Annotated in this window: 23 protein-coding genes and 1 tRNA gene; 18 read left to right on the plus strand and 6 right to left on the minus strand. The window is 67.7% G+C overall.

The features are described from left to right. Positions 1–75: 75 nt before the first annotated feature. The 4 genes from ACOQPE_RS04870 to ACOQPE_RS04885 all read left to right on the plus strand — a co-directional run bounded on the left by ACOQPE_RS04870 (position 76) and on the right by ACOQPE_RS04885 (position 4504). On the plus strand, positions 76–1581 hold the full coding sequence (locus tag ACOQPE_RS04870) for a DUF4349 domain-containing protein (RefSeq protein ID WP_420610759.1): 1506 nt from the start codon (positions 76–78) through the stop codon (positions 1579–1581). A 101-nt stretch (positions 1582–1682) separates the two neighbouring features. Continuing rightward, positions 1683–3260 (plus strand): AlkA N-terminal domain-containing protein, encoded by a 1578-nt coding sequence (locus ACOQPE_RS04875; RefSeq protein ID WP_420610760.1) that lies wholly within the window; start codon positions 1683–1685, stop codon positions 3258–3260. After that, positions 3257–3748 carry a methylated-DNA--[protein]-cysteine S-methyltransferase gene (locus ACOQPE_RS04880; protein ID WP_420610761.1) on the plus strand — a complete coding sequence of 164 codons (492 nt, stop codon included), beginning with the start codon at positions 3257–3259 and terminating at the stop codon, positions 3746–3748. Before ACOQPE_RS04875 ends, ACOQPE_RS04880 begins: the two co-directional genes overlap by 4 nt. Before the next feature lie 48 nt (positions 3749–3796). After that, complete coding sequence (locus ACOQPE_RS04885) at positions 3797–4504, plus strand: DNA alkylation repair protein (RefSeq protein WP_420610762.1); 708 nt, start codon at positions 3797–3799, stop codon at positions 4502–4504. Between the two features lie 31 nt (positions 4505–4535). Here the strand turns inward: ACOQPE_RS04885 and ACOQPE_RS04890 are convergent. Continuing rightward, positions 4536–4619 (minus strand) — tRNA-Leu (locus tag ACOQPE_RS04890). 50 nt (positions 4620–4669) lie between these two features. Here ACOQPE_RS04890 and ACOQPE_RS04895 point away from each other — a divergent pair. The 7 genes from ACOQPE_RS04895 (at position 4670) to ACOQPE_RS04925 (ending at position 11601) form a co-directional block, all read left to right on the plus strand. Further along, a complete protein-coding gene (locus tag ACOQPE_RS04895; protein ID WP_420610763.1) occupies positions 4670–4948 on the plus strand; it encodes an FHA domain-containing protein in 279 nt (92 codons plus the stop codon). Next, positions 4948–5415, plus strand: a complete 468-nt coding sequence (locus ACOQPE_RS04900; RefSeq protein WP_420610764.1) for an FHA domain-containing protein — start codon at positions 4948–4950, stop codon at positions 5413–5415. Before ACOQPE_RS04895 ends, ACOQPE_RS04900 begins: the two co-directional genes overlap by 1 nt. A 49-nt stretch (positions 5416–5464) precedes the next feature. Beyond that, on the plus strand, positions 5465–6304 hold the full coding sequence (locus ACOQPE_RS04905; protein ID WP_420610765.1) for a protein phosphatase 2C domain-containing protein: 840 nt from the start codon (positions 5465–5467) through the stop codon (positions 6302–6304). 47 nt (positions 6305–6351) lie between these two features. Next, positions 6352–7680 carry an FtsW/RodA/SpoVE family cell cycle protein gene (locus ACOQPE_RS04910; RefSeq protein ID WP_420610766.1) on the plus strand — a complete coding sequence of 443 codons (1329 nt, stop codon included), beginning with the start codon at positions 6352–6354 and terminating at the stop codon, positions 7678–7680. Further along, positions 7677–8951, plus strand: a complete 1275-nt coding sequence (locus tag ACOQPE_RS04915; RefSeq protein ID WP_420610767.1) for a penicillin-binding transpeptidase domain-containing protein — start codon at positions 7677–7679, stop codon at positions 8949–8951. The genes ACOQPE_RS04910 and ACOQPE_RS04915 overlap by 4 nt, the downstream gene beginning before the upstream one ends. Before the next feature lie 65 nt (positions 8952–9016). After that, positions 9017–11323: a Stk1 family PASTA domain-containing Ser/Thr kinase gene (gene pknB / locus ACOQPE_RS04920; RefSeq protein WP_420610768.1), complete on the plus strand. Its 2307-nt coding sequence runs from the start codon at positions 9017–9019 to the stop codon at positions 11321–11323. Positions 11324–11334: 11 nt separating this feature from the next. Then, positions 11335–11601: a cell division protein CrgA gene (locus tag ACOQPE_RS04925; RefSeq protein WP_420610769.1), complete on the plus strand. Its 267-nt coding sequence runs from the start codon at positions 11335–11337 to the stop codon at positions 11599–11601. Positions 11602–11692: 91 nt separating this feature from the next. Here ACOQPE_RS04925 and ACOQPE_RS04930 read toward each other — a convergent pair whose 3' ends face one another. Then, positions 11693–11950, minus strand: coding sequence for a hypothetical protein (locus ACOQPE_RS04930; protein WP_419854985.1), 258 nt, complete (start codon positions 11948–11950; stop codon positions 11693–11695). 68 nt (positions 11951–12018) lie between these two features. On the opposite strand from ACOQPE_RS04930, the gene ACOQPE_RS04935 reads away from it, so the two are divergent. Next, positions 12019–12279 (plus strand): hypothetical protein, encoded by a 261-nt coding sequence (locus tag ACOQPE_RS04935; protein ID WP_420610770.1) that lies wholly within the window; start codon positions 12019–12021, stop codon positions 12277–12279. Here ACOQPE_RS04935 and ACOQPE_RS04940 read toward each other — a convergent pair. Then, positions 12276–12668, minus strand: a complete 393-nt coding sequence (locus tag ACOQPE_RS04940) for a DUF3499 family protein (protein ID WP_420610771.1) — start codon at positions 12666–12668, stop codon at positions 12276–12278. The genes ACOQPE_RS04935 and ACOQPE_RS04940 overlap by 4 nt on opposite strands. Positions 12669–12847: 179 nt before the next feature. Between ACOQPE_RS04940 and ACOQPE_RS04945 the strand changes: the two genes are divergently transcribed. Next, positions 12848–14152 carry an acyl-CoA dehydrogenase family protein gene (locus ACOQPE_RS04945; protein WP_420610772.1) on the plus strand — a complete coding sequence of 435 codons (1305 nt, stop codon included), beginning with the start codon at positions 12848–12850 and terminating at the stop codon, positions 14150–14152. Positions 14153–14162: 10 nt separating this feature from the next. Here the strand turns inward: ACOQPE_RS04945 and ACOQPE_RS04950 are convergent, their stop codons facing one another. Further along, on the minus strand, positions 14163–15830 hold the full coding sequence (locus ACOQPE_RS04950) for a class I adenylate-forming enzyme family protein (protein WP_420610773.1): 1668 nt from the start codon (positions 15828–15830) through the stop codon (positions 14163–14165). A gap of 173 nt (positions 15831–16003) precedes the next feature. On the opposite strand from ACOQPE_RS04950, the gene ACOQPE_RS04955 reads away from it, so the two are divergent. Together ACOQPE_RS04955 and ACOQPE_RS04960 are read left to right on the plus strand one after the other, a co-directional pair. Beyond that, a complete protein-coding gene (locus tag ACOQPE_RS04955) occupies positions 16004–17032 on the plus strand; it encodes a TIGR03617 family F420-dependent LLM class oxidoreductase (protein ID WP_420610774.1) in 1029 nt (342 codons plus the stop codon). Positions 17033–17071: 39 nt separating this feature from the next. Then, positions 17072–17842: an SDR family NAD(P)-dependent oxidoreductase gene (locus ACOQPE_RS04960; protein WP_420610775.1), complete on the plus strand. Its 771-nt coding sequence runs from the start codon at positions 17072–17074 to the stop codon at positions 17840–17842. Positions 17843–17962: 120 nt separating this feature from the next. Here ACOQPE_RS04960 and ACOQPE_RS04965 read toward each other — a convergent pair whose 3' ends face one another. Both ACOQPE_RS04965 and ACOQPE_RS04970 read right to left on the minus strand, forming a co-directional pair. Further along, complete coding sequence (locus ACOQPE_RS04965; RefSeq protein WP_420610776.1) at positions 17963–20407, minus strand: CaiB/BaiF CoA transferase family protein; 2445 nt, start codon at positions 20405–20407, stop codon at positions 17963–17965. 98 nt (positions 20408–20505) lie between these two features. Further along, positions 20506–21258, minus strand: coding sequence for an enoyl-CoA hydratase/isomerase family protein (locus tag ACOQPE_RS04970; RefSeq protein WP_420610777.1), 753 nt, complete (start codon positions 21256–21258; stop codon positions 20506–20508). Positions 21259–21443: 185 nt separating this feature from the next. Between ACOQPE_RS04970 and ACOQPE_RS04975 the strand changes: the two genes are divergently transcribed. The 3 genes from ACOQPE_RS04975 (at position 21444) to ACOQPE_RS04985 (ending at position 24413) form a co-directional block, all read left to right on the plus strand. Beyond that, positions 21444–22439, plus strand: a complete 996-nt coding sequence (locus ACOQPE_RS04975; protein WP_420610778.1) for a homocysteine S-methyltransferase family protein — start codon at positions 21444–21446, stop codon at positions 22437–22439. Positions 22440–22506: 67 nt separating this feature from the next. Beyond that, positions 22507–23586, plus strand: a complete 1080-nt coding sequence (locus ACOQPE_RS04980; RefSeq protein ID WP_420610779.1) for a hypothetical protein — start codon at positions 22507–22509, stop codon at positions 23584–23586. Further along, positions 23583–24413: a UGSC family (seleno)protein gene (locus ACOQPE_RS04985; protein WP_420610780.1), complete on the plus strand. Its 831-nt coding sequence runs from the start codon at positions 23583–23585 to the stop codon at positions 24411–24413. The genes ACOQPE_RS04980 and ACOQPE_RS04985 overlap by 4 nt, the downstream gene beginning before the upstream one ends. Positions 24414–24436: the final 23 nt, after the last annotated feature.

Genomic DNA, 24436 nt, shown 5'->3' on the forward strand with positions numbered 1-24436 from the left:
CATGACAGCGGCGCGCGTCATGGTCTCGCGACCGACACGCAACCGCAATGGCCCTGCGGGAACGACCACGGGACCATGAGCGTCACTCAGGTAGCGCTGCTCGACGAGCGGCCAACCCAGGGAGGGGACGCCATGGGGGTTCCAAGCAAACGCACGCTCAGCAGATCGTCAGGCAGACGGGCACGATGGCTGGCCGTCGCTGCGGCGCTCCTGCTGCTGACTTCCGCCTGCGTCGGCGGCGGCGACGACGATTCCGGCGACGCAGACAGCGAGTCCTTCGCCATGGCTACTGAGGCCGCGTCGCATGAAGATGCCATGTTCGACGAGGAAATGGCCGATGAAGAGATGGCCGAAGTCCAGATGACCCAGGAAGAAGGACTGGAGACGGGCCGGCGGGCCGCGGGCGGTGACGCCGCGGAGGAAGACATGTCGGATGACTCGGGCACGAGTGCCCTGGCGGCGGGCGTGCCGGCTGTGCCGGCCGACTTGGGCCGCGACATCATCTACACGGCGTGGATCGCAGTGGAGACCGCCGACGTGGCAACCGCCGCAGCACAGGCCAATTCGATTATCGAAGGACTCGGCGGATTCACGTTCTCCCAGGACACCCGCACCCAGGACCGCGCCCGCACCACGCTGACTTTCAAAGTGCGGCCGGAGCAGTTCTCGACCGCGCTGGAGCGGTTGTCCAACGTGGGCGAACTGGTCGAGCAGTCGGTGAACGCCGAAGACGTGACCGACACCGTCGTCGACCTGAACAGCCGCATCTCGACCGCCGAGATCAGCGTGAACCGGTTGCGCGACTTCCTGTCGCAGGCGACCGACGTGGAGGGTGTCGCCGAGCTGGAACGCGAGCTGGCCAACCGCGAGACCAATCTGGAACGGCTCCGTGGGCAGCTGCGCTCGCTGCGCGATCGCGTGGACCTGGCCACGATCACACTGTCGATCACGGAGTCCGTCGAGGCGGTCCCGCGCACCTCGGTGATCTTGCGAGCCTGGATGGCAGCCGGCGACGAGGACCCGTGCCTCGGGTTCACCGATCTGGCCGCGCCACCGGACGGTGATGTGGGCTTCTGCTTCGAGCTGGAGAACGAAGGCGAGACCGTGCTCACCGAGGTGATGCTGAGCTCGAATGAGCTGCGGTTCAACACCGACGATCTGATCGTGCCGGACGGCACGGATCTCGAGCGGATCGAACCCGGCGAGCGAGCAGTGGCCACGTTGGCCCTGCCGGTCACGGACGGGCGCATCGCTGGGCGGGTGGCGACCCGCGGGCTGGAGATCAACGTACGGCTGAGCGCGGTGCCGGTCACCGAGAGCGGCACCGAACTGGCCCGACTGGCCCGTAGTCAGGGTCTGTATCTGTTCGTTGAGGAAGAGGACACGCCGCCGAGCTTCGGCGATGCGCTGAGCGGCGGCTGGAACGCGCTGGTTGCAGTCGGCAACGGCGTGCTGCTCATCATCGGTGCACTGCTGCCGTTCCTGCCGGTGATCCTGATCGCGCTGGCAGTGGCGTGGTGGTGGCTGCGCCGCCGCCGGGCCCGGCAGGCCGTGGCGGCACTCGACGCCGACGAGGCCTGATCTTCTTCTGACTCCTCGGCAATCGCTGGCGGCATCGGACATATTCGGACCTCGATTGGTGATGTCCGTTTGTGTCCGATGCCGCCTGCCAAACTCGCCTCATGCAGGTATCGGCCGTTCGCACGACGGGCATCTACTGCCGGGCGGATTGCTCGGCGCAACCGCTGCCGCACAACGTGACGCACTACTCCAACCCGGTGGCCGCCGAGGTCAACGGCTTTCGTCCCTGCCTGCGCTGCCACCCGGAGCGTCGCGCCGGGTCCCTCGCCGATCTGGACGTGCCGGCGCCGGTCGAGGCGGCTTTGCTGCGGATCAATGACGGCTATCTGGATGACCACGACGAAGAGGCGCTCGCGGCGCACGTGGGCTACAGCGCTCGCCAACTGCGGCGGCTGTTCGAGCATCATGTCGGCGCGACGCCCACCACCATCGCCCGGTCACGCCGTGCGCATTTCGCCCGCTGCCTGATCGACGACACCGACCTGACGTTCGGCGAGATCGCCCGGGCTGCGGGCTTCGGCGGGCCGCGCCAGATGCACCGGGCCATGACGTCGGTGTTCTGCTTCACGCCCACCGAGCTGCGCTCGAAGCGGCGGCGGGGCGAGCGGCCTCATCTCGACGGTGGCCTCGTGCTCACGGTGCCGTACCTGGCGCCATTCGATTTTGAGGCATTCATCTCACACCAGGCCGCTCGCGCCATCCCCGGCGTCGAGGCTGTCAGCGCTGATGCTGGCGGGAGCTCCAGCTACATGCGCAGCTTCAGCGCCTGCGGCCACCCCGGCATCGCCGAGCTAGCTATGCCACCCGACGCCGCCGCCATGGCGGCTATGCCACCTGACGCCGCCTCCATGGCGGCTATGCCACCTGACGCCGCCACTGTGCCTGCTGAGGACGGTGACAACCACAACCAGCTGCAGCTGCGGCTGCACCTGCCGACGTACGACTCGATCATCGATGCAGTCAGCCGCTGCCGGGCGATGCTCGGCACCGACGACGACCCGTCGATAGCCGAAGCTGCGCTGGTCGATGACCCGCTCATCGGTCCCCTGGTGCGGCAGGCGCCCGGGCTGCGGGTGCCGCGATCATGGGATCGGTTCGAAACCGCCGTCCGCATCGTCGTCGGGCAGCAGATCTCGCTCGCAGCGGCATCGACGATGTGCGGCCGGATCGCGCAGCGCTTCGGCACGCCCTTCGACGCCCCATCGGAGTGTTGCGTCGACCAGCAGGTGCCCCTGACCCACCTGTTCCCGGGCGCGGCGCACCTGGCCGATGCCGGACCGTCCGGACTCGCCGGGCTGGGCTTCACCCGACGCCGTGTCGACACGATCGTGGGCCTGTCGGAGGCGGTTGCGAGCGGCGAACTCGACTTGAGTGCCGCGGACCCACTCGATGACACCGTGGCTCGGCTCTGCGAACTGCCCGGCATCGGCCCGTGGACCGCGCACCTCATGGCGATGCGCGTCTTCGGCGCAGACGATGCATTCCCCGCCTCAGACCTCGGTCTGCGCCGGGCCGCCGAGCGCCTTGTGGGTCACCCCGTCACTGCTGGTGAGCTGGAGACACTCGCCGAGCCGTGGCGCCCCTACCGTTCGTGGGCTGCACAGCACCTGTGGCACGCCGCCGGCAAGTCCAGCCCAACGTCGGGTGACAAACCCAGCACAACCGGGAGCAACTCATGAGCACCGATCCTCACTGGCACACCACCATCGACAGTCCCATCGGGCCGTTGGGCCTCGTGGCGACCGACGAGGGACTGCGTGCCGTGTCGTGGCGCGGTGACGAGACGTCCGTCAAGCTGCCCGACGACATGGTCGAAGACCCCGACCATCCGATCCTGCGCCAAGCAGCGCTTCAGCTCAGCGAGTACTTCGACGGCGACCGCACCAGCTTCGACGTGCCGCTCGACCTGCGCGGCACCCCGTTCCAAGAGGCAGCCTGGCGGGCACTCGGCGACATCCCCTACGGCAGCACCCGCAGCTACGGCGAGCAGGCCGCGCTCGTCGGCAGGCCCAAGGCTGTGCGAGCCATCGGCCAGGCCAACGGCCGAAACCCGGTGCCGATCGTGCTCCCCTGCCACCGGGTCATCGGCGCCGACGGCTCGCTCACCGGATTCGGCGGCGGACTCGATCTCAAGACCCAGCTGCTCCAGCACGAAGGCGCGCTGTAGCCGCCGCATGCACGGTCGCACAGGGGCCGAAGGCGGGCAGCTCTGATCATGACGAACACCCAGCTCGTCACCGACATCCGCCGCGCGCTCGCCGACCACGCCGACCCCGACAAGGCCGAGGGCATGCGCGCTTACATGAAATCGGAGATGCCCTATCGCGGCGTGCAGAAACCGGCCCGCCGCAAGCTGCTCAGCGCACTCCTGCGCACTCACCCCTTCGACGACAAAACGATCTGGCAGAACACGATCTTCGAGCTCTGGCGCAACGCCGAGTTCCGGGAGGAGCGCTACATCGCGCTCGACATCGCGGGCGCGCCCAAGTGCCGGCCCTTCCGCACGCTCGACACGCTGCCGATGTTCGAAGAGTTCGTCGTGACCGGCGCCTGGTGGGACTACGTCGACGACGTTGCTACGCACCGCTTGCGCGAGCTCCTCGAGATCTACCCCAGCGCCATGTCCGGCCACATGCGCTCATGGAGCGGCGACAGCGACATGTGGAAGCGCAGGTCGTCGATCATCTGCCAGATCAACAGAAAAGACGAGACCGATCTCGACCTGCTCTTCGATTGCATCGAGCCCAACCTGTCCCACGCAGATTTCTTCGTCCGCAAGGGCATCGGGTGGGCGTTGCGCTCGCTGGCGTGGACCGATCTGCCGACCGTCGAGAACTATGTGGCCCGCAACCGCGACCGCATGAGCGCACTCTCTGTTCGCGAAGCCCTCAAGAACGCCGACAAGATCCGGCGCACTTCGTGATCCACCGCCGGCGCTGCCCCTGCCGGTGCAGTGCGCGAGGAGGGACTTGAACCCTCACACCCTTGCGGGCACAGGCACCTGAAGCCTGCGCGTCTGCCAATTCCGCCACTCGCGCGTGGGGCGAACAGACTAGCCCGCGAACCCCCGCTCCTACACTGGCCCATCGTGGGTGGCGCCAGCCTGGTCGGCAGCGACGGACAGTGCCACGAACTGGGCTCTTCGACAGTCATCGGGCGGCGTGACGACTGCGACATCGTGCTCAACGGGCCGAAGGTTTCACGGCGGCACGCGCAGATCAGCTCCAGCGCGGACGGACTGTTGCTGGTGGACCTCGCCAGCGTGAACGGCACGCTGCTGAACGGGATCGAGATCACCAGCGAACGCTTGGCACATGGCGATGTCGTCACCATCGGCACCCACGAGCTGCGGCTGGAGCTGGACTGATGTCCGAGCAGTTAGTGCGGCTGCTCGCGCTGTGCGTGCTCGTGTTGCTGTACCTGTTCTTCTTCCGCGTGATGCGCGCCGTGTGGGCCGGTGTCGCCGCACCTCGCAATCACCTCGGCTGGAGGTCGTTGCGCACGCTGCGAGGCAACGGAGCCGCCAACGGCAACAGTGCTCCGCAGCCAATTGCGCTCGTCGTCCGCTCGCCGCTGAGCGCCCAGGGAGAGCGACACCTGCTAGCTGATGCGCTGACCATCGGGCGCGGTCCCGAGTGCGACGTGATCATCGACGACAGCTACTCGTCACAGGCTCATGCCCGTCTCTACCGCGACGGCAGCCAGCACCTGCTGGAGGATCTGGGCTCGACGAACGGCACATACCTGAATCGCCAGAAGGTCGACAACGCAACGGCCGTACGTGTCGGCGATTTCGTGCAGGTCGGCTCCACCGTGTTCGAGGTGGGCACATGACGGGCGCGCACGGTGCCGCTGCACCGCGTAGCCGCGAGACTGGACCGTCATGACCGCGCCCGCCCGCCAGATGCGCATTCGCTGGGGCGGAGCGTCGGACCGGGGCCTGCGCCGCGCCGAGAACCAGGACGCCATGTACGCGGACATCGGCCTGTTCGTGGTGGCCGACGGCATGGGCGGCCACCTCGGCGGCAGCGTGGCCTCGAGTCTCGCGGTGAAGACCGTCGCCGCGAACTCCCCCTCGACGCCGGCTGAGCTGCTGGCGGCGGTTCGCCATGCCAACCAGGTGGTGCATCACCGGTCCACCGCCCATGCGGACCTGTCAGGCATGGGCACCACGCTGTGTGCCATCGCCGTGGTGCAGCAAGACGACAGCCGAGTGTGGTGCCTGGTCAACGTCGGCGATTCCCGCGTCTACCGCTATCAAGGAGGCGAGCTGACCCAGCTCACGATCGACCACAACTTCGTGGCCGAGATGATCCGGGCCGGCGACCTCACCGTCGAGCAGGCCGCCGACCATCCCCGGCGCAACACGCTGACTCGGGCTATCGGCGTTGAGCCGGACGTCGTGGTCGACGACTGGATCCTCAAGCTCACCGGCAACGATCGCTTCCTGCTCTGCACCGACGGCGTCACCAACGAATTGGACGAGTCCGACATCTCCGAGCTGCTCGACATCGATGAGCATCCTTCAGACGTGGCACGCGCCCTCGTCCGGCAGGCCAATGACCGCGGGGGCCGCGACAACTCCACAGCTCTGGTGGTCGACGTTGACATCGAAGGGGTCGCACACGAGCCGACCTCGACGCAAGCCGACGGTCCGCAGCCCGACGGCAGCACCCAGCGAACGCCGAGACGGCGCGGCTGGCGGCGTTCCCGCTCACGCTGAGGCCTCCGCTGCGGGTCCGACGCCGTACCGAGACAGCGCTCGCCGCAATGGCCGGCGTGGTGGTCTGCACGACGTTTGCTGTCGCCGCGCTCGGTGTGGACCAGAACTCGTTCTGGGGCGGCGCAGGCAGGACTGACGGCACCGAGTCGCTGTGGGGTACTGCCGGTTGGCTGGCAGCCGTCGTGGCCGGCGGTGCTGCTGCTCGCGTCGCCATCAAACGATGGGCACCGAACAGCAACGAGATCCTCTTCGGGATCATCGGGTTGCTCATGGGCGTCGGCTGGGTCTTCGTCGCGCGGGTCGATGCCTCGTTGGCATCCGAGCAAGCAGTCGCCGTGCTGCTGGGATTTGCCGCCATCGCCGGAACCCTGGTCGCCGCCCGGCAGCTCGACTGGCTCTTGAGTCGACCTGGCGTGTGCGGCCTCGTCGCTGCCGCCCTGCTTGCCGCGGGGAGCTTCTCCAGTGGGCCCGATCTTTCAGCCGGCGCGTACGAGCCGCCGCGACAGTGGCTGAATCTCGGGTCGCTGCTGAGCGTCCAGCCCTACGACCTCGCCAAGATCGTCGTGGCCATCGCTGCCTGCGGACTCACGGCGACCGCCCCGCGCTGGCTCGGACCGCGCTTCATTCCACATCGCCATGCCGCGGGTGCAAGCGCCGCGGCGGTCGGCGCGTGGGCGCTGCTCATCATCGGCGCCGACCTCGCCTCGTCGGTGATCGTGTTCGCGGCGGCTTGGCTGCCGCTATGGCTCGACGGAGACGATCTCGTCGGCAGTGACGTGCCGACCGTTCCCCGGTCAACGCGTGCGAGGGCACTCAGCGGGGTCATCATCACCTACGCCGTCGGCGTCGCGGTGCTCGCCACCGTGTACGACCGGCTGTCCGCACAAGTGCATTACTGGCTGAACCCCTGGACCGAAGCCGACGGCGCGACTGTGGTCGATGCGGCCTTCGCGATTAGCGCCGGCGGCATCAGCGGGGTGGGCCCCGGACTCGGCGCGCCGCAGCACCTGCACGAACCGCACAGCGATTTCATCTTTGCCGTCATTGTCGAAGAGCTCGGCATCCTGGGCGGCGCAGCGCTGCTCGTCGCGTTCACGCTGCTGGTCGGCGTCGGCGCGGGCATCGCCCAGCGGGCGCTGGGAACCCATCGACTGCTGGCAGCCGCCGCAACATCAGTCATCGGGCTGCAGGCACTGCTCACCATTGCCGGTGTGCTGCGGTTGCTGCCTCACACCGTGGGAGCCCTGCCGTTCGTGGCCTACGGGCAGTTGGCGATGGTCGGCAACGGCATCGCCGCCGGGCTGTTGCTCGCCATCTCCAACTCCAGCGATGCCTCCCGAGCTGAGTCTCAGCAACTGTCGCAGGGCGCTCCGTGAGGGGGCGCATCATCCGGTTGACCGTCGCGCTTGCCGGCGGCTTCGCGCTCCTGCTGGTGCAGCTCACCAATCTGGGCTTTGTCTCCGCCGAAGGTCTCCGCAATCACGAACTCAACACGCGTACGGCGGCGGCGGCCGTCGGCAACCCACGCGGTGCGATCGTCAGCGCTGACGGCGAGGTCCTCGCGCTCCCCATCGGTCACGACGACACCGGTCAGCGGCTGCTCCGTGCGTACCCGCACGGCCCGCTGTATGCGCACACCGTGGGCTACCTCGGGCCCACGGCCGGAGCCAGCGGCATCGAGCGCAGCTACGACAGCGAGCTGTCGGGCACAGCGACTGGCATCGCGGTGCAGGAGCTGGCCGACCTGTTCGCCGACAGCGGTCGAGTGGGAGATGTTGTCCTGACCCTGAACCACGGCGTGCAGCTCACCGCGCGTGCCGCGCTGGGCGATCGTGATGGTGCAGTCGTCGTTATCGACCCGGCGACTGGTGCTCTCATCGCGATGTGGTCGCGCCCCAGTTTCGATCCCGAAGCACTGGTGTCACCGGCGCCCGGTGCCGTTCAAACCGGTGCTCGGCTTCCGCTGGCACGCGCCTACCAGCACCACTACGCACTGACCGCCGACGAATCGCTCAGCACGGCGGGTGCCGAGCTTCTGGAGGGTGCGCGCCGGAAACCGAGTTCGACCGGCATCGATCTGCCCGGCGAGCCGGGCGGGGCTGAACCGGACGACAGCGGCAGCGGCGACGATGCACCAGTGCGGTTGACGCCGCTGCAGTTGGCGGCGGCGGCCGCTTCGATCGCCAACGACGGGATACGGATGCGTCCCCACGTCGTGCACCGCGTCGACAGCCGCTCGACCGGAGGCGAACCGTCAGCTCCCGACGCGTCGGTCGAGAGCGCTCCACGCGACGCCGGACGCGTCTTCGAGACTGCCGGCGCGGCCGGACTGCTGGCTCGCATGACCGCAGCGGCGCAGCAGGCCGCGATCAGCCTCGCTCCCGCTGAGGGTGCCGCGCTTCCCGCAGCAATCGCGGCCGGCTGGCTGGCCGATCCGTCCGACACCAGCACCCGAACCGGGCGCTGGGCCGTGCTGCTGGCCCCGGCCGATGCGCCCACTGTCGCCGTGGCGGTGCTGATCGAACCCGACGCCACCCTTGACATCGGCAATGGACGAGGCGGCGGTACCTTGGCAACGATGATCGCTGCGACCGCAGCGGAAACCGCCCTTGCGCTGCGGGCAGTCCCCGGTTCCGACCTCCCGTAGCCCGAACACTTCGCAGTCACCCCGCCGGTCCGACGGCCCGATCTGGCAGCAATTGCCCCTCGCTCATGGCAGACACCGACAACCCAATCTTCGGCGGTCGCTACGAGCTGTTCAGCCGCATCGCGCGGGGCGGAATGTCCGAGGTGTTCCTGGGTCGCGACCGCCTGCTCGACCGGCCCGTCGCCGTCAAGGTCCTGTTCCCCGAGTTCGCGACCGATTCGTCATTCGTCGAGCGGTTCAGGCGTGAGGCTCAAGCCGCGGCGAACCTGAGCCAGCCGAACGTGGTCGGCGTGTACGACTGGGGCAACCACGAAGGCACCTACTACATCGTGATGGAGTACGTCGAGGGCCGAAGCCTCGCGGAGGTGATCCGGAGCGACGGCCCGCTGCATCCCGACCGGGCTGCAGATATCGCCATCGACATTGCCGCTGCGCTCGCGTTCGCTCACAGCAATGGCGTGGTGCACCGCGACATCAAGCCGGGCAACGTCATGATCACCCAGTCCGGCCAGGTCAAGGTGGCCGACTTCGGCATCGCACGAGCGCTCGGCGGCGAGACCGACGACCTGACACGCACCGGATCTGTGATGGGCACAGCTACGTACCTGTCGCCCGAACAAGCTCAGGGGCTGGAAGCGGATCCTCGCAGCGATGTGTACTCGCTGTCCGTCGTGCTCTACGAGGTATTGACCGCGGGGCCGCCGTTCACCGGGGACAGTCCCGTCGCCATCGCCTACAAGCACGTTCAGGAAGCACCGGTGCCGCCGTCGCGCTACAACGCCGACGTTCCCCACGAACTCGAGGCCATCTGCCTGCGCGGGCTCGCCAAGGACCCGGCCGCTCGCTACGGCTCGGCTGCAGAGCTGCGCAACGATCTGCTGCGGTTCCGGGCGGGGCAGCCGACCCATGCCGCAGCAACCGATGTCACCGCGTATTTCCCGGCAGTGACAGCCGCCGCTGCCGAGGTCGCAGCGCACGTGCCCGCAGCCGAGCAAGCCGCGGCGCCTTCGCAGTCAGCGCCGCCCGCGTACCAACAGCCTCCGCCGGCACCGCCCTACGGCGGCCATGGGGGCGGCGCAGGCGACTACGGCGGGCCGCAGTACCCGCCGCAGTACCCGCAAGGTCCGCCGCCTGGCGCCGTCGAGCCTCCGGACCGCACGCCGATGTGGATCACGCTGCTGGTCATCTTGCTGCTGGTGATTGCAGGGCTGGTGTTCCTGCTGGTCAACGACCGAGGTGAACCGGGCGTGGTGACCGAGCCCGAGAGCACCTCCGATGTGCGGCTGCGGGTGCCCAGCGTGGTGGGCCTGCATTTCACCGAAGCCGAACGCGAGCTCGCCGATGTCGGCTTCGAGCACGTCAGCATCGAATTCTCCGAACGCGACGACGTCGACGAGAACGTCGTGTTCCAGCAGAATCCCCGTGCCGGGCTGCTGCTCGCAGAACCGAACGATCCCGACAATCCGATCACCCTGTTCGCGGCCGCGCCGCGCACCCTGATCCTGCTGCCCAACGTGGTCGGGCGGACCTACGAAGAGGCAGAGGCGATGCTCGTCGCCGCAGGCTTCAGCGTGGAACGCATCGACGTACGCAACGACAACTTGGCGATCGGATTGGTGACCGAGCAGAGCATCCCGAGCACCGAGCAGCGTCCGGCAGGCACGATCGTGACGCTGACGGTCTCCGCCGGCCGTGGCGAAGTCGAGGTGCCGCGCTTGGCCGGTCAGACGATCGACGACGCCAGGGTCACGCTGGCACGCCTCGGACTCGTCGACCGGGTGGAGCGCGAGTTCTCCACCGAATTCAGCGTGGGAACGGTGATCCGCAGCAGTCCCGACGCCGCCGAGCCGGTGGAGCGGGGCAGCGTCATCACGCTGGTCGTGTCTGACGGTCCAGAAGAGCTGGTGGTGCCGTCACTAGAAGACTTCGGCACCACGCTCGCCGACCGCATCGAAGCCCAGCTGCTGGCGCTCGGTTTCACCGTGAAGCGCACAGCGCGTGAGGTCTCCAATCTCGACGTCAACACGAACGTCGTCCGCTACATCAGCCCCGAGCCCGGAACGGTGCTCATCGCCGGATCCGAAGTGGTCCTCCACATGTACAAACCGCCGGAGGTGCTGGCCATCCCGAGCCTGCAGGCATTGGAGACATTCGATCCCGACGGCGTCGAAGCGGCGTTGACGGAGCTGGGCTTCACGGTGGAGCGGCGCACGCAATCGGTAGCCGAGGGCGATCCCGCCGACGGGCAGGTCATCTCCCTTGATCCGTCGCCAGGCACCGACATCAGGATCAACTACGACACCGTCACCATCGTCATCGGCGAAGCCACCCCAGCAGAAGCCAACGGCGAAGAAGCCAATAGCAACGGTTAGGTTGACCCGTCATGGCCCGGCCCCGCAAGACCAGCCGCATCACGCCCAAGGGCACGCGACCGCAGAATGCGCCAGCCCAGCAGCACAGCACCGGCGGCGATGCGCCCCAGAGCGCCTCGTGGTTCGGCTGGCTGATCGTGGCGCTGCTCGGAGTCGGCACGGCGGTGATCGTGGCGAACTACATGAGCTGGCTGCCGGGCAGTCCGGCGAGCGCATGGATTGCGGTCGGCTTGGGCATCGTGTTGGTGGGCATCCTGCTGGCCACGCGCTGGCGGTAATGACACAGATGTAACTTTCCCCAGGTTGTGGACAACCTGTGGGAACCGGCGGCTCGCGGCGGAGGCGGCAGGACCCTCACTGGCAGCGCTGTTACTCGTCGGCGTTGGCTATGAGATCCATGTCTTCGCTGCAGCAGCGCGGCGGCTCCGGGTGTTGTACCGGGGCGCGTGTCATGCGCATCTCGGTGCCGCAGAGGCTGCACCGGTAGGTGAGTCGCACCCGTCGCAGCTCCCCGGGCGGGGGCGGCGGGGGAATCGGCCGCGAGAACGTGGCCATCATTCGCAGGCCGAGCCGGTACACGATGTAGATGAACACCAGCGAGAGCGGCACGGCCAGCCACAGGCTCACGTTCTCACGCTAGTGGCGCGCGCCTTTCTTGCCGTAGGAGCCTGACCGCTTGTAACATTGTTTGTCTCGTGCGGCCTTCTGGAACTGAGCCGGGGGATTTTGTCGAATACGACATGGACCTCTACGAAGCGCAGCGGCGCAGCGCCATGCGGGCCGCGCTGGAGGCCAGCCGGGCAGAGCTCTCTGCAGAACTCGGCGTTGAGCTCCAGGTCGCCAGCGAAGGCAACGAGCTGGTGCTGGTGGACGCCGAGGGTGTTCGCTACCGGGCGAGCTTGAACCCCCGCGGGCGTCTGGTGCTGACCGCCGCCCGGAAAGCAAGCCTGCTCTAGCCCGAGGGTGCTGCTCGGAAGGCTCGTTCGAGCAGCGACGGCGGTGCCGGTTCGCGGTCGGGCTCTGGCTGCGGCATCTCGGCCGGCTCGGGTCGGGACCGGGGCTTGAAGAGCGGTTCGGCGCTCTCGGCGGCCCCGGCGCTCGGTTCAGAGGAGGCCACGACTGGTTCCGGCTCGGGAGCCCGCTGATCGTCCAGCTCCCACCCGACCGGAACCTTGATCCGGTCTGCATGGGTGCGACACAGCGGCATGATCATGTCCCGCTGGCGGGAGGTGCCGGCGATGGTGGCGGCGTCGAGGTCGTAGAGCCACGCCCTCGTTCCGGGCACGTCGTAGCCCAGCCCTGCGGTGGCCATCTCGGTGCACATCCCTCGAACACACTGCAACATGGCATTCGAAGGTACCGGCGCGCCCCGGCCCGCTAGGGGATAGGCAGCTCGCCGCTCGGGCCCAGGCTCAGCCTCCCAGAACCGATCTCGGTAGGGTTCACTGCGCCAGCGGCAGACCTGCGGCTGGCGAGCACACGAGGGGAGCAGCTGTGGTTGGCGGAGCATTGAAGTCCGCGAGCATGGACGATTTCGATCTGCGGATGTCCACCGAGGTCGAGCCGCTGTACGAAGCGGTCAAGGCGTTCATCCGCGACGAGGTCGACCCCATCACCGAGGAATTCCACCGGATGGGCGAGAACCGCGAAGATCGCTGGAGCTGGGCGCCCGGTCAGCTCGAGCTGCTGGAGAGTGCCAAGACGAAGGCACGCGAGCAGGGGCTGTGGAACTTCTTCCTGCCCGACGCCGACACCGGCGAGGGCCTGAGCAACCTGGACTACGCCTACATCGCCAATGAGCTGGGCAAGAACCGGCTGGCCTCGGAATGCCTGAACTGCTCAGCACCCGACACCGGCAACATGGAAGTCATCGAGCGTGTCGGCACCCCGGAACAGAAGAAACAGTGGCTCGAACCGCTGCTCGAAGGCAAGATCCGTTCCGCCTACGCCATGACCGAGCCTGCAGTGATGAGCTCGGACGCAAAGCAGGTGCAGACCAATGCCGTGCTCGACGGCGACGAGTGGCTGATCAACGGCGAGAAGTTCTACATCTCAGGTGCCGGCGACCCGCGCTGCAAGATCATGATCACCATGGTCCGCACCAACCCCGACGCGGACACCTACAAGCAGCAGTCGCAGATCCTCGTGCCGATCGACACGCCCGGCGTGGAGATCCTGGGGCCGATGCACGTCTTCGGCGCCGACGACGCGCCGCACGGGCACATGCACATCCTGTTCAACGACGTGCGCGTCCCCAGGGAGAACATCCTGCTCGGCGAGGGCCGGGGCTTCGAGATCAGCCAGCTCCGGCTGGGACCGGGCCGCATCCACCACTGCATGCGCTCGATCGGCTCGGCCGAGAAGGCCATCGAGATGATGGTCGACCGGGGCGTGAACCGCGAGGGCTTCGGAAAGAAGCTGATCAACCTCGGCAAGAACATGGAGATCGTGTCGCGCTCACGCATCGAGGTGGAGGCGATGCGGCTGATGGTGCTGCGGGCCGCGAAGGCCATGGACACGCTGGGCAACGCGGAGGCCCGGGTGTGGGTGAGCGCCGTCAAGGCGATGGTGCCCGAGAAGTGCTGCGACATCATCAACGAGGCCATCCAGATGCACGGCGCAGCCGGCGTCTCGCAGTGGTTCCCGCTGGCGGACATGTGGCATGCGCAGCGCACGCTGCGGCTGGCCGATGGGCCCGATGAGGTGCATCACCATGTGGTGGCTCGGGCTGAGGTTCGCACTCGTGAGTCGGAGCGGGCCATGGGGTTCGCTGCTGATCACACGCTGGACGGGCCTCGCCAGCCAGCCATGGCGTTCTCTGGCCCGTAACTACACCCGCTCAAGCATGAGTGGGGTCGCCGAGGTCTTGTAGGGCCCAGTCGCGGAGTTCTACTTTGCGGATCTTGCCTGAGGGGGTGGCTGGCATCTCCTTGACGAAGATCACATGGCGGGGGATCTTGAAGCTGGCTATGCGGCCTCGGCAGCGCTCGATGAGCGCCTCTTCGGTGACGTCTGATGGCGCTGTGGCGGTGAGCTGCACGAAGGCGACGGGGACCTCTACGAGGCGGGGGTCGGGGTAGCCGACTACTGCTATCTGCTCGACGCCGTCGACTTCGAGCAGGTAGCCCTCCACCTCGGCCGGTGAGACGTTCTCGCCGCCGACCTTGAGCATGTCCTTGTGACGGCCGATGAAGACGGCGTGGCCGTCGGGGCGCATCCTGGCGATGTCGCCGGTGTCGAGCCAGCCGTCATCGCCGAGCACTTCGGCTGTGGCCTCAGGGCGGCGCCAGTACTCCTCCATGACCGTGTAGCCGCGGACGAACAGAGCGCCTGGGGTGTCGGGCGGGCATTCGGCGCCGGTTTCCAAGTCGCGAATCTGGTACTCGATGCCGTCCATCGGGTAGCCGGAGGCCTCGGTGCGCTGCTCGACTGAGTGGGTGGGGTGGCTGCAGCTCACGAACGCCCACGACTCGCTCATGCCCCAGCCTGAAATGGTCGGGCAGAACACTTCTTGAGCCCGGCGAGCGATTGGCGTGGACGATTCCATGCCGGCCGCGAGGGTTCCCATGCGCAGGCTGGACACGTCTCGGGGGTGCTCGTCCTGGGCTCGCAGCAGGTCGCCCCAGTGCGAGTCGAATCCGTGAAGGACCGTGCCGCCGATGTCCTCCACCGCAGCCAGGACCGCCGCTGGGTCGAAGACGTCGAACAGCACTTGGCAGCCGCCGGTGAGGACCGCCTGGATCGACACCTCGCCGTAGCCGAACAGGTGGAACAGCGGCAGGTAGCTCATGTGGATGTCATTGGCGGTGTGACCGAGCAGCATCGAGCGCTCACGGCTGTTGCGCAGCGGGCGGTGGGTATGCACCACACCCTTGGGATGACCGGTGGTGCCCGACGTGTACGCCAGCATCATGCGGTCGTCGACGGTCACGCTGGCGGCGCGAGCGGCCAGTTCCTCATCGGAGACGCTCTCCCCCGCGGTGAGCAGATCGTCCCAGCTCATCGCATCGGCCAAGGCGTCGTCGCGCGCGGCGCCAGTGAGCACCAACTGTTCCAAATGGCCTGCGCCAGCAATCTCGGCGTAGGCCTCGCAGAGCATCTGGCGGAAGTCGATCGGCCCCGACTGGTCGATGGAGATCATGAACCGGCTCTCCGACTGCGCCGCCGTGTACGCGACGTCGTCGGTGCGGTACCGGGTGTTGAGCGGCACGATGCAGCCGCCCACCTTGGGGATGGCGTACTGCAGCCACAGCCACTCGGGCAGGTTGGTCATCCATACCGCAACGTGATCGCCAATCTGGGCGCCCAGCGCCATCAGCCCCTTGGCCACGCGGTCGACTTCAGCCGCGAAGTCGGCGTAGCTCCACTGACGGTCGCCGAAGATCACCGCAGGACGGTTTCCCCACTTGCTTGCCGCCCGGTCGACGGCGTCGCCGAGCAGCAGCCAGTCGTAGGTCGCTCCTTCAGAGGAAACGCGGACTGCATTGCCTTCTCGTTGCTCCGACATCACTTCCCGCTCTTGTTCCAGTCTCGAATGGATACGGGCTCACGGGCCGCTCGGGCCACGGCTTCGCCATCCGGCTCAGCCTCCGCGCCATCGTCGCAGCGTAGAACGGCAGCCCGACGGTCCGCGGGGCTACGTTGAGCGGGTTCGTGCCCCCGCCTGAAGGAGACCCCGAGGTGGAATTCGATCTCATGACCGGCTCGTCCACCTGGAGCGATGCGGCCGATCTGGCCCGCAAGGTGGAGGGCGCCGGTTTCTCCGGGATGCTCTACACCGAGACCGGCCAAGTGCCGTGGATGCAGCTCGCCGCGGCCGCCATGGCGGCCCCCAGCCTGACCTTCACCACTGGCATCGCCGTGGCCTTCCCCCGCAGCCCGATGGTGTCGGCCCAGATCGCCTGGGAACTGGCCGGCGAGACCAACGGCCGGTTCCGGCTGGGGCTCGGCAGCCAAGTGAAGGGTCACGTCGTGCGGCGCTACGGAGCCGAGTTCGATCGGCCGGCGGCGCGCATGCGCGACTACGTGGGAGCGGTGCAGGCGTGCCTGCGGGCGTTCCGGCGGGAAGAGAAGCTCAGCTATGAAGGCGAGTTCTTCAACCTGAGCTTGCTGCCAGCCCAGTGGGCGCCTCGCAGCCACGACTACGGCGACGTGAAGGTCGACATCTCATCGGTCGGGCCGATCATGAACGGCGTAGCCGGCGAGGTTGCCGACGGCGTGCACGTCCACCCGATGCACACCATGCATTACATCCGCGAGCGACTCCTGCCCGAAGTGGCCCACGGTGCCGAGCGGACTGGTCGCGACGTCGATGAGATCGACCTCATCGTGCCGGTGTTCGCCGCACCAGGCGACTCCCCCGAGGAACTGGCACCGCTCGTCCGCCGAGCCAAGACGCAGATCGCCTTCTACGGCACCACGCCGAACTACTCGTTCCAGTTCACCGACCTGGGGTACGAAGGGGTGACTGCTGCGCTGCGCGAGCGCATGGCGGCGGGCGACATCGCCGGCATGGCCGACTGCATCACCGACGACATGCTGGAGCACTTCGCGCTGGTCGCCCCGTGGGACGAGATGGCCGACCGGTTGAAGGACCGCTACACCGGCACCGCAAGCCGGGTGGTCATGTACCTGGCGGAGGAACAGATCCGCAAGGACCCCGACATGGTGCACAAGTGGGGCGACGTGGCGCAGGCCACCCGCTCCTAGTACGCATCACGGCCCGAGTACTTGACGACAGGAGACAGCGTGAGCGATCCAGACAGCACAGCCAGGGTGGCGCTGGTGACCGGCGGCGGCAGGGGCATCGGGCGCGAGATCTGCCTCGGGCTTGCTCGGGCTGGCCAGAAGCTGGCCGTGGCCGACCTGCGGGTGCCTGAGGCCACTGAGACGGCGGCCATGATCAACGCGGAGGGCGGTACAGCCATCGCCGTCGAAATGGACGTGTCTGACGCTGATGCGGTTGCGGGAGGCCTGCTGACGATCGTGGACGAACTCGGACCGGTCGAAGTGCTGGTCAACTGCGCCGGCTGGGATGTGTTGACACCCTTCGTGGCGACCGATGAGGACTTCTGGGACCGGGTCATCGAAATCAACTACAAGGGTCCGCTGCGCACGACGCACGGATGCCTGCCTGCCATGATCGAAGCGGGCTTCGGGCGGATTGTGAACATCGGCTCCGATGCCGGTCGGGTGGGCTCGTCGGGCGAAGCCGTCTATGCCGGTGCCAAGGGCGGTGTGATCGCCTTCACCAAGACCATTGCTCGCGAGGTGGCGCGCCGCGGCATCACTGCGAACGTGGTGTGCCCGGGGCCCACCGATACCCCGCTGCTGGAAGAGATCGCCGCGGCCACCGACACGAGCGACAAGATCATCGGGGCGATGGCTCGGGCCGTGCCGATGAAGCGCATCGGTCAACCGCATGAGGTTGCTGCTGCCGTCGTGTTCCTGTGCAGCGAAGAGGCTGGGTACATCACCGGGCAGACGCTGTCGGTTAGCGGCGGCCTCACCATGGCTTAGGCGCGCGCCCGCTGTGGCGGCGGCAGTGCCCTCAGCGACCAGCGATCCAGCAGGTCGCAACGTCGCAGAGTTCCCTGCCGCCGCCACAGCTCGTGCGTTCGGTTCTGCCCCGTCGTGGTCTCAGTCGGGTGGGGTTGTGGCGATGGTGTTGGAGTCGTAGAGCGCTGCGATCTCGGTTGGGGTGTAGCCGAGTTCAGACAAGATCTTGTCGTTGTGCTGGCCGAGCTTGGGAGGTGGGCTGACGGCAGCCTGAGTGGTGTCGAAGCGGAACGGCAGTCCCGGGAATAGCTGAGGTTGCTCTCCGGGGCGGGCGTGATCGACCATGAGGTCGCGGGCTGCGCTGTGGTCGTCGTTGACTATGTCCGCGATGGTCATGACTGCTGAGGCCGAGATGCCTGCTGCTTGGAGTTCGGCGGCGGCTTCGTGTTTGTCTCGGGTTGCTGTCCAACACTCGATCATGGTGTCGATGGCGTCGTGGTTGGCGTGGCGTGCTGTGGCGGTCGTCCATTGGGGGTTGCAGGCTGGGTCATCGAGTACCCGGGCCAGTGCCTTCCATGCTGCGTCGTCTTCGACTGTCAGGGCGAGCCAGGCGTCGTTGCCGCGGCATCGGTAGACGCCGGAGGGCGCGGCGTCTGGTGTGCGGGCGCCGCGGCGGGGTGGGGGCGAGGCGCCGGCCGGACGCAGTGAGGCTTCGGCGAATTGGTCGCCAGCGACGTTGATCGCTGTCTCGAGCTGTGACAGGTCGACGGCAACGGGTTCGCCGGTGTGCCAGTGCTGCCACAGGGCAGCTAGGGCGACGACCGTGCCGTGCAGGCCGCCGACGACATCGGGGAATGCGATGCCCTGCTTGTAGGGGCCCGAGTCTGGGTAGCCGGTGGTGGACGCCAGGCCCGAGGCGGCATCGAGCACCGGACCCCAGCTGATGCGCTCGGCGTCGGGGCCGGTGGCACCGAAGCCGGACATATCGAGCGTCACGATGGCGGGATTCATCTCGCGGAGCTCGGCCGGCGTGATGCCAGCGGAGCGAACGCCGCGAGGGCTGTAGTTGTTCACCACCATGTCTGCTGTCTCGACGAGCCTGCGCAACACATCTCGGCCGCCGGGAGCCTTCAGGTCCAGGCAGAAGCCGCGCTTCGACCGGTTCATCTTGTTCCAATGGCCGAGGCGGTTGAACCAGTCGTCGCCGGGGTCGTTGTCGAGGAAGATGCCGTTGCGCGACAGGGGGCCAGGAAGCTGTCCCCATTCCCAGCCGCCACGTTCAGCCAGGATCATCTCGGCAGGCGGCATGGCCAGTCCCCGTGCGGTGGGATGCTCGATCTTGATGACGTCAGCGCCGAGATCGCCGAGCATGCGGCAGACCAGCGGGCCCGCCCAGGCGATCGTGAACTCAACCACCCGCACACCCGCAAGCGGCTTGGCACCAGCGGGCCAGCTCCGTTCATCCGGCACTGTGACATCGAGGCCAGCGCCGAGCGCGGGCGCTCCGCGGAACTGCGGCGTTGCACCTTCGATGTGCGCCGGAGGTCCCGGCAGCCGTGTTGTTGGCCGGACGCCGTCGGTCGGGGCATCGACGACGTCGAGGTGTTTCCAGTAGCCCCGTGCGGCGAGCTGCTCGCTTGCCAGCATGTCGTCGAGGCTGGCTACCGGGCCAGAGGGAACCTGGTTGTCCTGCAAGACGGCGACGGCATCGGCGACGGTTTTCGTGGCGGCCCAGGCGGAGATGATCTCGTCCAGCTCGTCGGCGTGGTCGAATCGCACCGCGGGGACATAGAAGTCATCCCGGGCCAGCAGCTCCACCTGGTCCATTGCGATGCAGAAGCCTTCCCACTGGTGGATCGAAACCGCAGCGATGCAGATCCAGCCGTCGACGCACTCATAGAGCGCCAGCGGATGGTGCTGCTCGCCGAAGCGGTTCCCCCACCGTCGCTTGGTGACGCCGTTGTGGGTGTACAGGCTGAAGCTCCACTGGTGGGCATTGGCCAGCGCTTCCAGCGCTGACACCTCCACCAGATCGCCGCGGCCAGTTGTGACGGCGTTGACGAGTGCCGCCTGGATGCCGATCGCCGCCGTCGCACCGACCAGGTGCGTCAGCCACGGACCGCCGCCCGGCAGCGGGTGCCGGTCGGGCTCGCCATTGAGGCTCATGTGCCCGCCCAGCGCCCAGTGCTCGAGCGGACCGGCGCGCCATGCCGACTTCGGTCCGGTGAACCCGTACGGCGTGATGGCTGCTGCCACCAGTTGGGGATCCGCCTCGCGGGCCGCCGCGATCTCCGCTTGCGCAGAGACCAAATCGCCGTGCACGTCCAGCACGACCACGTCGAAGTCGCCAGCCAACTCAGCCAGCGACGTCCCGGGATCGACGACGACGCTCGCCGTGTTGGCACGCAGGTACTCCCACGCTGCCGATACCGGCCCTGCGGCGGTGTCGATCACACGCGATCGCCGCAGATGCGATCCCTCCGGCGGCTCGCCCACCACCACGTGGGCACCGGTCATCGCGAGCAGCCGAGCGCAGTACGCGCCCGCGCGCCCGTCGCTCAGATCCAGTACCCGAACGCCTCGCACATCACCCCTGGATCGCCGTCAACCCCAGCGGGCCCGGATCGTACTGATCCTGCTGGCGGGCCGCCGCTGGGATCGTCCGCGACGATTCGGTTGTCGCGCTAGGCGCCGTAGTCGGGATCGCGGCGTTCGGCGAAGGCCCGCAGGCCCTCTTTCGCGTCGGGGGAGGCGAAGGCTGCCCGGGTGTATTCCTGGTAGAGCCGCAGGCCGTCGGCCAGCGACATCTCCCTGCCGCGCAGGGCCATCTCCTTGGTCATGCGAATGGCGGCGGGACCGTTGGCGGCGATCTGGTCGGCGATGCCACGGGCAGTCGCCTGCAGGTCTTCCGGCGCTGTCATCTCGCTGACCAGCCCGATGCGCAGCGCCTCGGCAGCGTCGACGAACGAGCCGGTCAGCAGCAGCCGCATCGCGTCCGACGAGCCGATCAGCCCCGGCAGCCTGAGCGCGCCGTAGCCGTGCAGGATGGCCCAGCGCACTTCGGGGCAGCCGAACTGGGCAGTGTCGTCGCAGACCCGGATGTCACAGAACAGCGCCAGCTCCAGCCCGCCCGCCAGGCAGTAGCCCTGGATCGCGGCGATCGTGGGCTTGGCGGTCTCCATACCGATGTCGAACCGGTCAGGCCGCCACGGCATCCAAGCAGTTCGGTCTGCGAACTCGCCGAGGTCGTGGCCCGAGGTGAACGCCCTGCCGGTTCCGGTCACGATCGTGCAGCGCACAGCAGGGTCAGCGTCGGACGCGAGCAGTGCCTCGCCGATGCCGTGGTACATCTCGTCGGTCATCGCATTGAGCTTGTCGGGCCGGTTCAACGTGATCGTCGCCACGTGCCCGTCGACCTCGTAGGTCACCTCATCCATAGCCAACCCCTCTCAGCCTCTGGGCGAGATGCTTGCACGGCAGGCAAGCGAGTGCCGACGGATGCCGTCGCACGTGCGAGAAAATCGGTCGTGTGGCGCGTGCAGGCAGCGGTACGTTGCCGTTGTAGGCATCACTCCTCGACCCGTTCCCCTCATGTGCATCAACTCAGGACACGCAGCGCCCGATGACCGTCACACTGAATGACCTGGTGAAGTCCAAGGGCTACCTGGTGGCCGACGGTGCAATGGGCACGCAACTGTTTGCCGCCGGGCTGTCGGCGGGATGGTCGCCAGAGGAGTGGAATCTCAGCCACCCCGACGAGATACGGGCCGTCCACCGCGGCTACCTGCGGGCGGGTGCCGACCTGATCGTGACCAACAGCTTCGGCGGCAACTGCTTCCGCCAGTCGCTGCACGGCTTCGAACGCCAAGTGCGCGAGCTCAACATTGCCGCTGCGCAGATCGGCCAGGTCGAAGCCGACGCCGAGACGCAACGGTCGGGGCGGCCGGTGCTGGTGGCCGGCTCGATGGGTCCGACGGGCGAACTGCTGGCGCCGCTCGGCGACATGAGCATCGAAGCGTGCGAAGCCGCATTCGCCGAACAGGCTGCTGCGCTCGATGCAGGCGGGGTCGATCTGCTGTGGATCGAGACGATGAGCGCACTCGACGAAGTCGAAGCTGCCGTCCGCGCAGCGCGCCGGGTGTGCGACCTGCCCGTCGCGGTCACCATGAGCTTCGACACCACCGGCTGCACGATGATGGGCGTCAGCGGCAACGAGCTGGCCGATCGTCTGGGGCCGCTGGAGCTCGCTGCCATCGGCGCCAACTGCGGCAACAACGTGCCCGACACCGAGGCAGCGGTGCTCGCCATTGCCGAAGTCGCTCCGGGCACCCCGGTCATCTCCAAGCCGAACGCGGGCGTACCGGTGTGGCACGGCCATTCGCTCGTCTATGACGGCACGCCAGATCTGCTGGCGGCTCACTCGCACCGGGTTCACGCCGCCGGCGTGAGCGTGATCGGCAGTTGCTGCGGCAGCACCCCCGAGCACACCGCGAAGATCGTGGCCGTGCTGGCAGGCGAGGAACCCACGCCCGATGTCACCGCAGCGCCCAACCCTCGCGAGACGCTCGACGAGCGGCTCGTCCGCAGGCGTCCTCGCCGTCGACGGCACCGCCATTGACCGCGACCGGATTCCGGCGGAGCGGTTTGATGGCCTCGGGTGCGCGCAACCGAAACAACGGCAGGCAATGACATCGAACGGGGACATCGAGCTGACCGACCCGTGGCAGGCCATCGAAGCCTGCTTCGAAGCCGGCTGGACCGACGGGCTGCCGGTGGTGCCCCCGACTGAACCGCTGGTGGACGCCATGCTTGCCGGCGGCGTCTGGGACGCAGACGATGTTCTGCTGCGCGAGCCCGCACGAGGCCTCGAGGTCAGCGCCCGCAAGGCGGCTGCCAACGCCGTCATGGCCGGATGCCTGCCGGAGTATTTCCCGGTGGTGGGCGCGACCCTCGCCGCCATCGGCGACCCGACCTTCGAGCTGCACGCCGTGTCGGCCAGCACCGGCGGCGCCGCCATCCTCCTCGCAGTCAATGGCCCGATCCGTGACGAGATCGGTGTCCACTGCAAGGAGAACCTGTTCGGCCCAGGCTTCCGGGCCAACGCCACGATCGGACGTGCGGTGCGGCTGGTGCTGCGGAACTGCCTCGCCGCCATCCCCGGCAAGCTCGACAAGAGCACCCAGGGCTGGGCTGGCAAGTACGCGATGTGCTTCGGGGAAGACGAGGACACCAGCCCGTGGGAGCCGTACCACGTGTCGCTCGGCTACTCGCCCGGCCAGAGCACAGTGACCGTCATGGCTGCCGAGTCGGGACACAACGTGCTGAACCATGCATCGCCAGATCCCGAGGGACTGCTGGGCACGTTTGCCGACACGATGTCGGCGCTCGGCTCGCTCAGCTCGGGCCGGTCGCTGGTGGTGTTCTCTCCCGAGCACGCCTGCAAGCTCGGGGCCGCTGGCTGGAGCCGGACACAGGTGCAGGAGTACCTGTTCGCTCACGCCACTCGCACGTACGCCGAGGTGAAACGCGGGGGCAAGGTCGAGGCAGCCGGGAACGTCACCGGCTTCCACCCGACGCAATGGATGGAGACCGACCCGCAGGTGCGGCCCGGCGACGAAGACATCTCCGTTCCCCGCGGGACATGTCCCGACGACATCGCGCTCATGGTCGGCGGCGGCGATGCCGGCGGCCACTCGTCGTTCTTTCCCACCTGGAGCCGGGATCGCAGCGTCCCGCTCATCACCCAGGAGATACTCACGCCATGACCGTCACCCTGGTGGATCCGACGCTGCCCGCCAGCGGTGTGGGCGCAGCGCTCGCACCGCGGCCCGAATCGCTGGCTGGTGCCGTCATCGGATTGGTGAGCAACGGCAAGACACACGCCCCTGCGATTCTCCAACGGGTTGCTCAGAACCTCATCGAGACCCACGGAGCGCGCGACGCCGTGCTGATGCTCAAGCCCACCGCCAACTTGCCTGCAGCCCCCGAAGAGGTCGAGGCGCTGGCCGCCGACGTGACGGCGATCATCGCCGCCATTGGCGATTGAGGAAGCTGCTCGTCGAGCAGTGTGCTCGATGCCGTGCACTCCGAAGAGCTGGGTGTGCCCGCCGCAGCGATCCTGACCGAGCCGTTTGCTGCCACCGGCGAGGCCATCGCTGAACTGCAGGGCTTCACCGACTACCCATTCGCCACCGTGCCGCACCCCATCGGCAGCCTGACCTCAGCCGAGGCGATGGCCGTCGCCGATGCAGTGACCCCAACGGTGCTGGCACTGCTCACCACCGCTGATGCTCAGGATGGCAGTGCCGACGAGTCGAGCGCACCGGCGACTGGTATCACTCCAGCCGATGTCGTAGAGGAACTGGCCGTTGTCCTGCGAGCTGACCGCGCCGACCTCACTGCGTCGATCACCGGACGCCACATCACACTCAGCCTCCACATTCCCGACGAAGCCTGCGCTGAGTGCATCCTGCCCGCGTCGATGCTCGTGCCCATGTTCCAGCACCGCTTCGACACCGAACTCGGACCCGGCTGGGCTATCTCCCTCAACGACCCCCGCGCGCCCGAACACAGCAGCCCCGCGAACAACTGAAGGGCCCGAACCCGCCATTTCCG

The sequence above is a fragment of the Candidatus Poriferisodalis sp. genome (genome assembly GCF_965219595.1).
In the GTDB taxonomy this organism is placed as follows: Bacteria; Actinomycetota; Acidimicrobiia; order Acidimicrobiales; family Poriferisodalaceae; genus Poriferisodalis.

Bases quoted from the DNA above. Each gene is read 5' to 3' on its own strand.
- ACOQPE_RS04870 (WP_420610759.1), top strand. From the start codon at position 76: ATGAGCGTCACTCAGGTAGCGCTGCTCGACGAGCGGCCAACCCAGGGA.
- ACOQPE_RS04875 (WP_420610760.1), top strand. From the start codon at position 1,683: ATGCAGGTATCGGCCGTTCGCACGACGGGCATCTACTGCCGGGCGGAT.
- ACOQPE_RS04880 (WP_420610761.1), top strand. From the start codon at position 3,257: ATGAGCACCGATCCTCACTGGCACACCACCATCGACAGTCCCATCGGG.
- ACOQPE_RS04885 (WP_420610762.1), top strand. From the start codon at position 3,797: ATGACGAACACCCAGCTCGTCACCGACATCCGCCGCGCGCTCGCCGAC.
- ACOQPE_RS04900 (WP_420610764.1), top strand. From the start codon at position 4,948: ATGTCCGAGCAGTTAGTGCGGCTGCTCGCGCTGTGCGTGCTCGTGTTG.
- ACOQPE_RS04905 (WP_420610765.1), top strand. From the start codon at position 5,465: ATGACCGCGCCCGCCCGCCAGATGCGCATTCGCTGGGGCGGAGCGTCG.
- ACOQPE_RS04910 (WP_420610766.1), top strand. From the start codon at position 6,352: ATGGCCGGCGTGGTGGTCTGCACGACGTTTGCTGTCGCCGCGCTCGGT.
- pknB (WP_420610768.1), top strand. From the start codon at position 9,017: ATGGCAGACACCGACAACCCAATCTTCGGCGGTCGCTACGAGCTGTTC.
- ACOQPE_RS04925 (WP_420610769.1), top strand. From the start codon at position 11,335: ATGGCCCGGCCCCGCAAGACCAGCCGCATCACGCCCAAGGGCACGCGA.
- ACOQPE_RS04940 (WP_420610771.1), bottom strand. From the start codon at position 12,668: ATGTTGCAGTGTGTTCGAGGGATGTGCACCGAGATGGCCACCGCAGGG.
- ACOQPE_RS04945 (WP_420610772.1), top strand. From the start codon at position 12,848: ATGGACGATTTCGATCTGCGGATGTCCACCGAGGTCGAGCCGCTGTAC.
- ACOQPE_RS04950 (WP_420610773.1), bottom strand. From the start codon at position 15,830: ATGTCGGAGCAACGAGAAGGCAATGCAGTCCGCGTTTCCTCTGAAGGA.
- ACOQPE_RS04970 (WP_420610777.1), bottom strand. From the start codon at position 21,258: ATGGATGAGGTGACCTACGAGGTCGACGGGCACGTGGCGACGATCACG.
- ACOQPE_RS04975 (WP_420610778.1), top strand. From the start codon at position 21,444: ATGACCGTCACACTGAATGACCTGGTGAAGTCCAAGGGCTACCTGGTG.
- ACOQPE_RS04980 (WP_420610779.1), top strand. From the start codon at position 22,507: ATGACATCGAACGGGGACATCGAGCTGACCGACCCGTGGCAGGCCATC.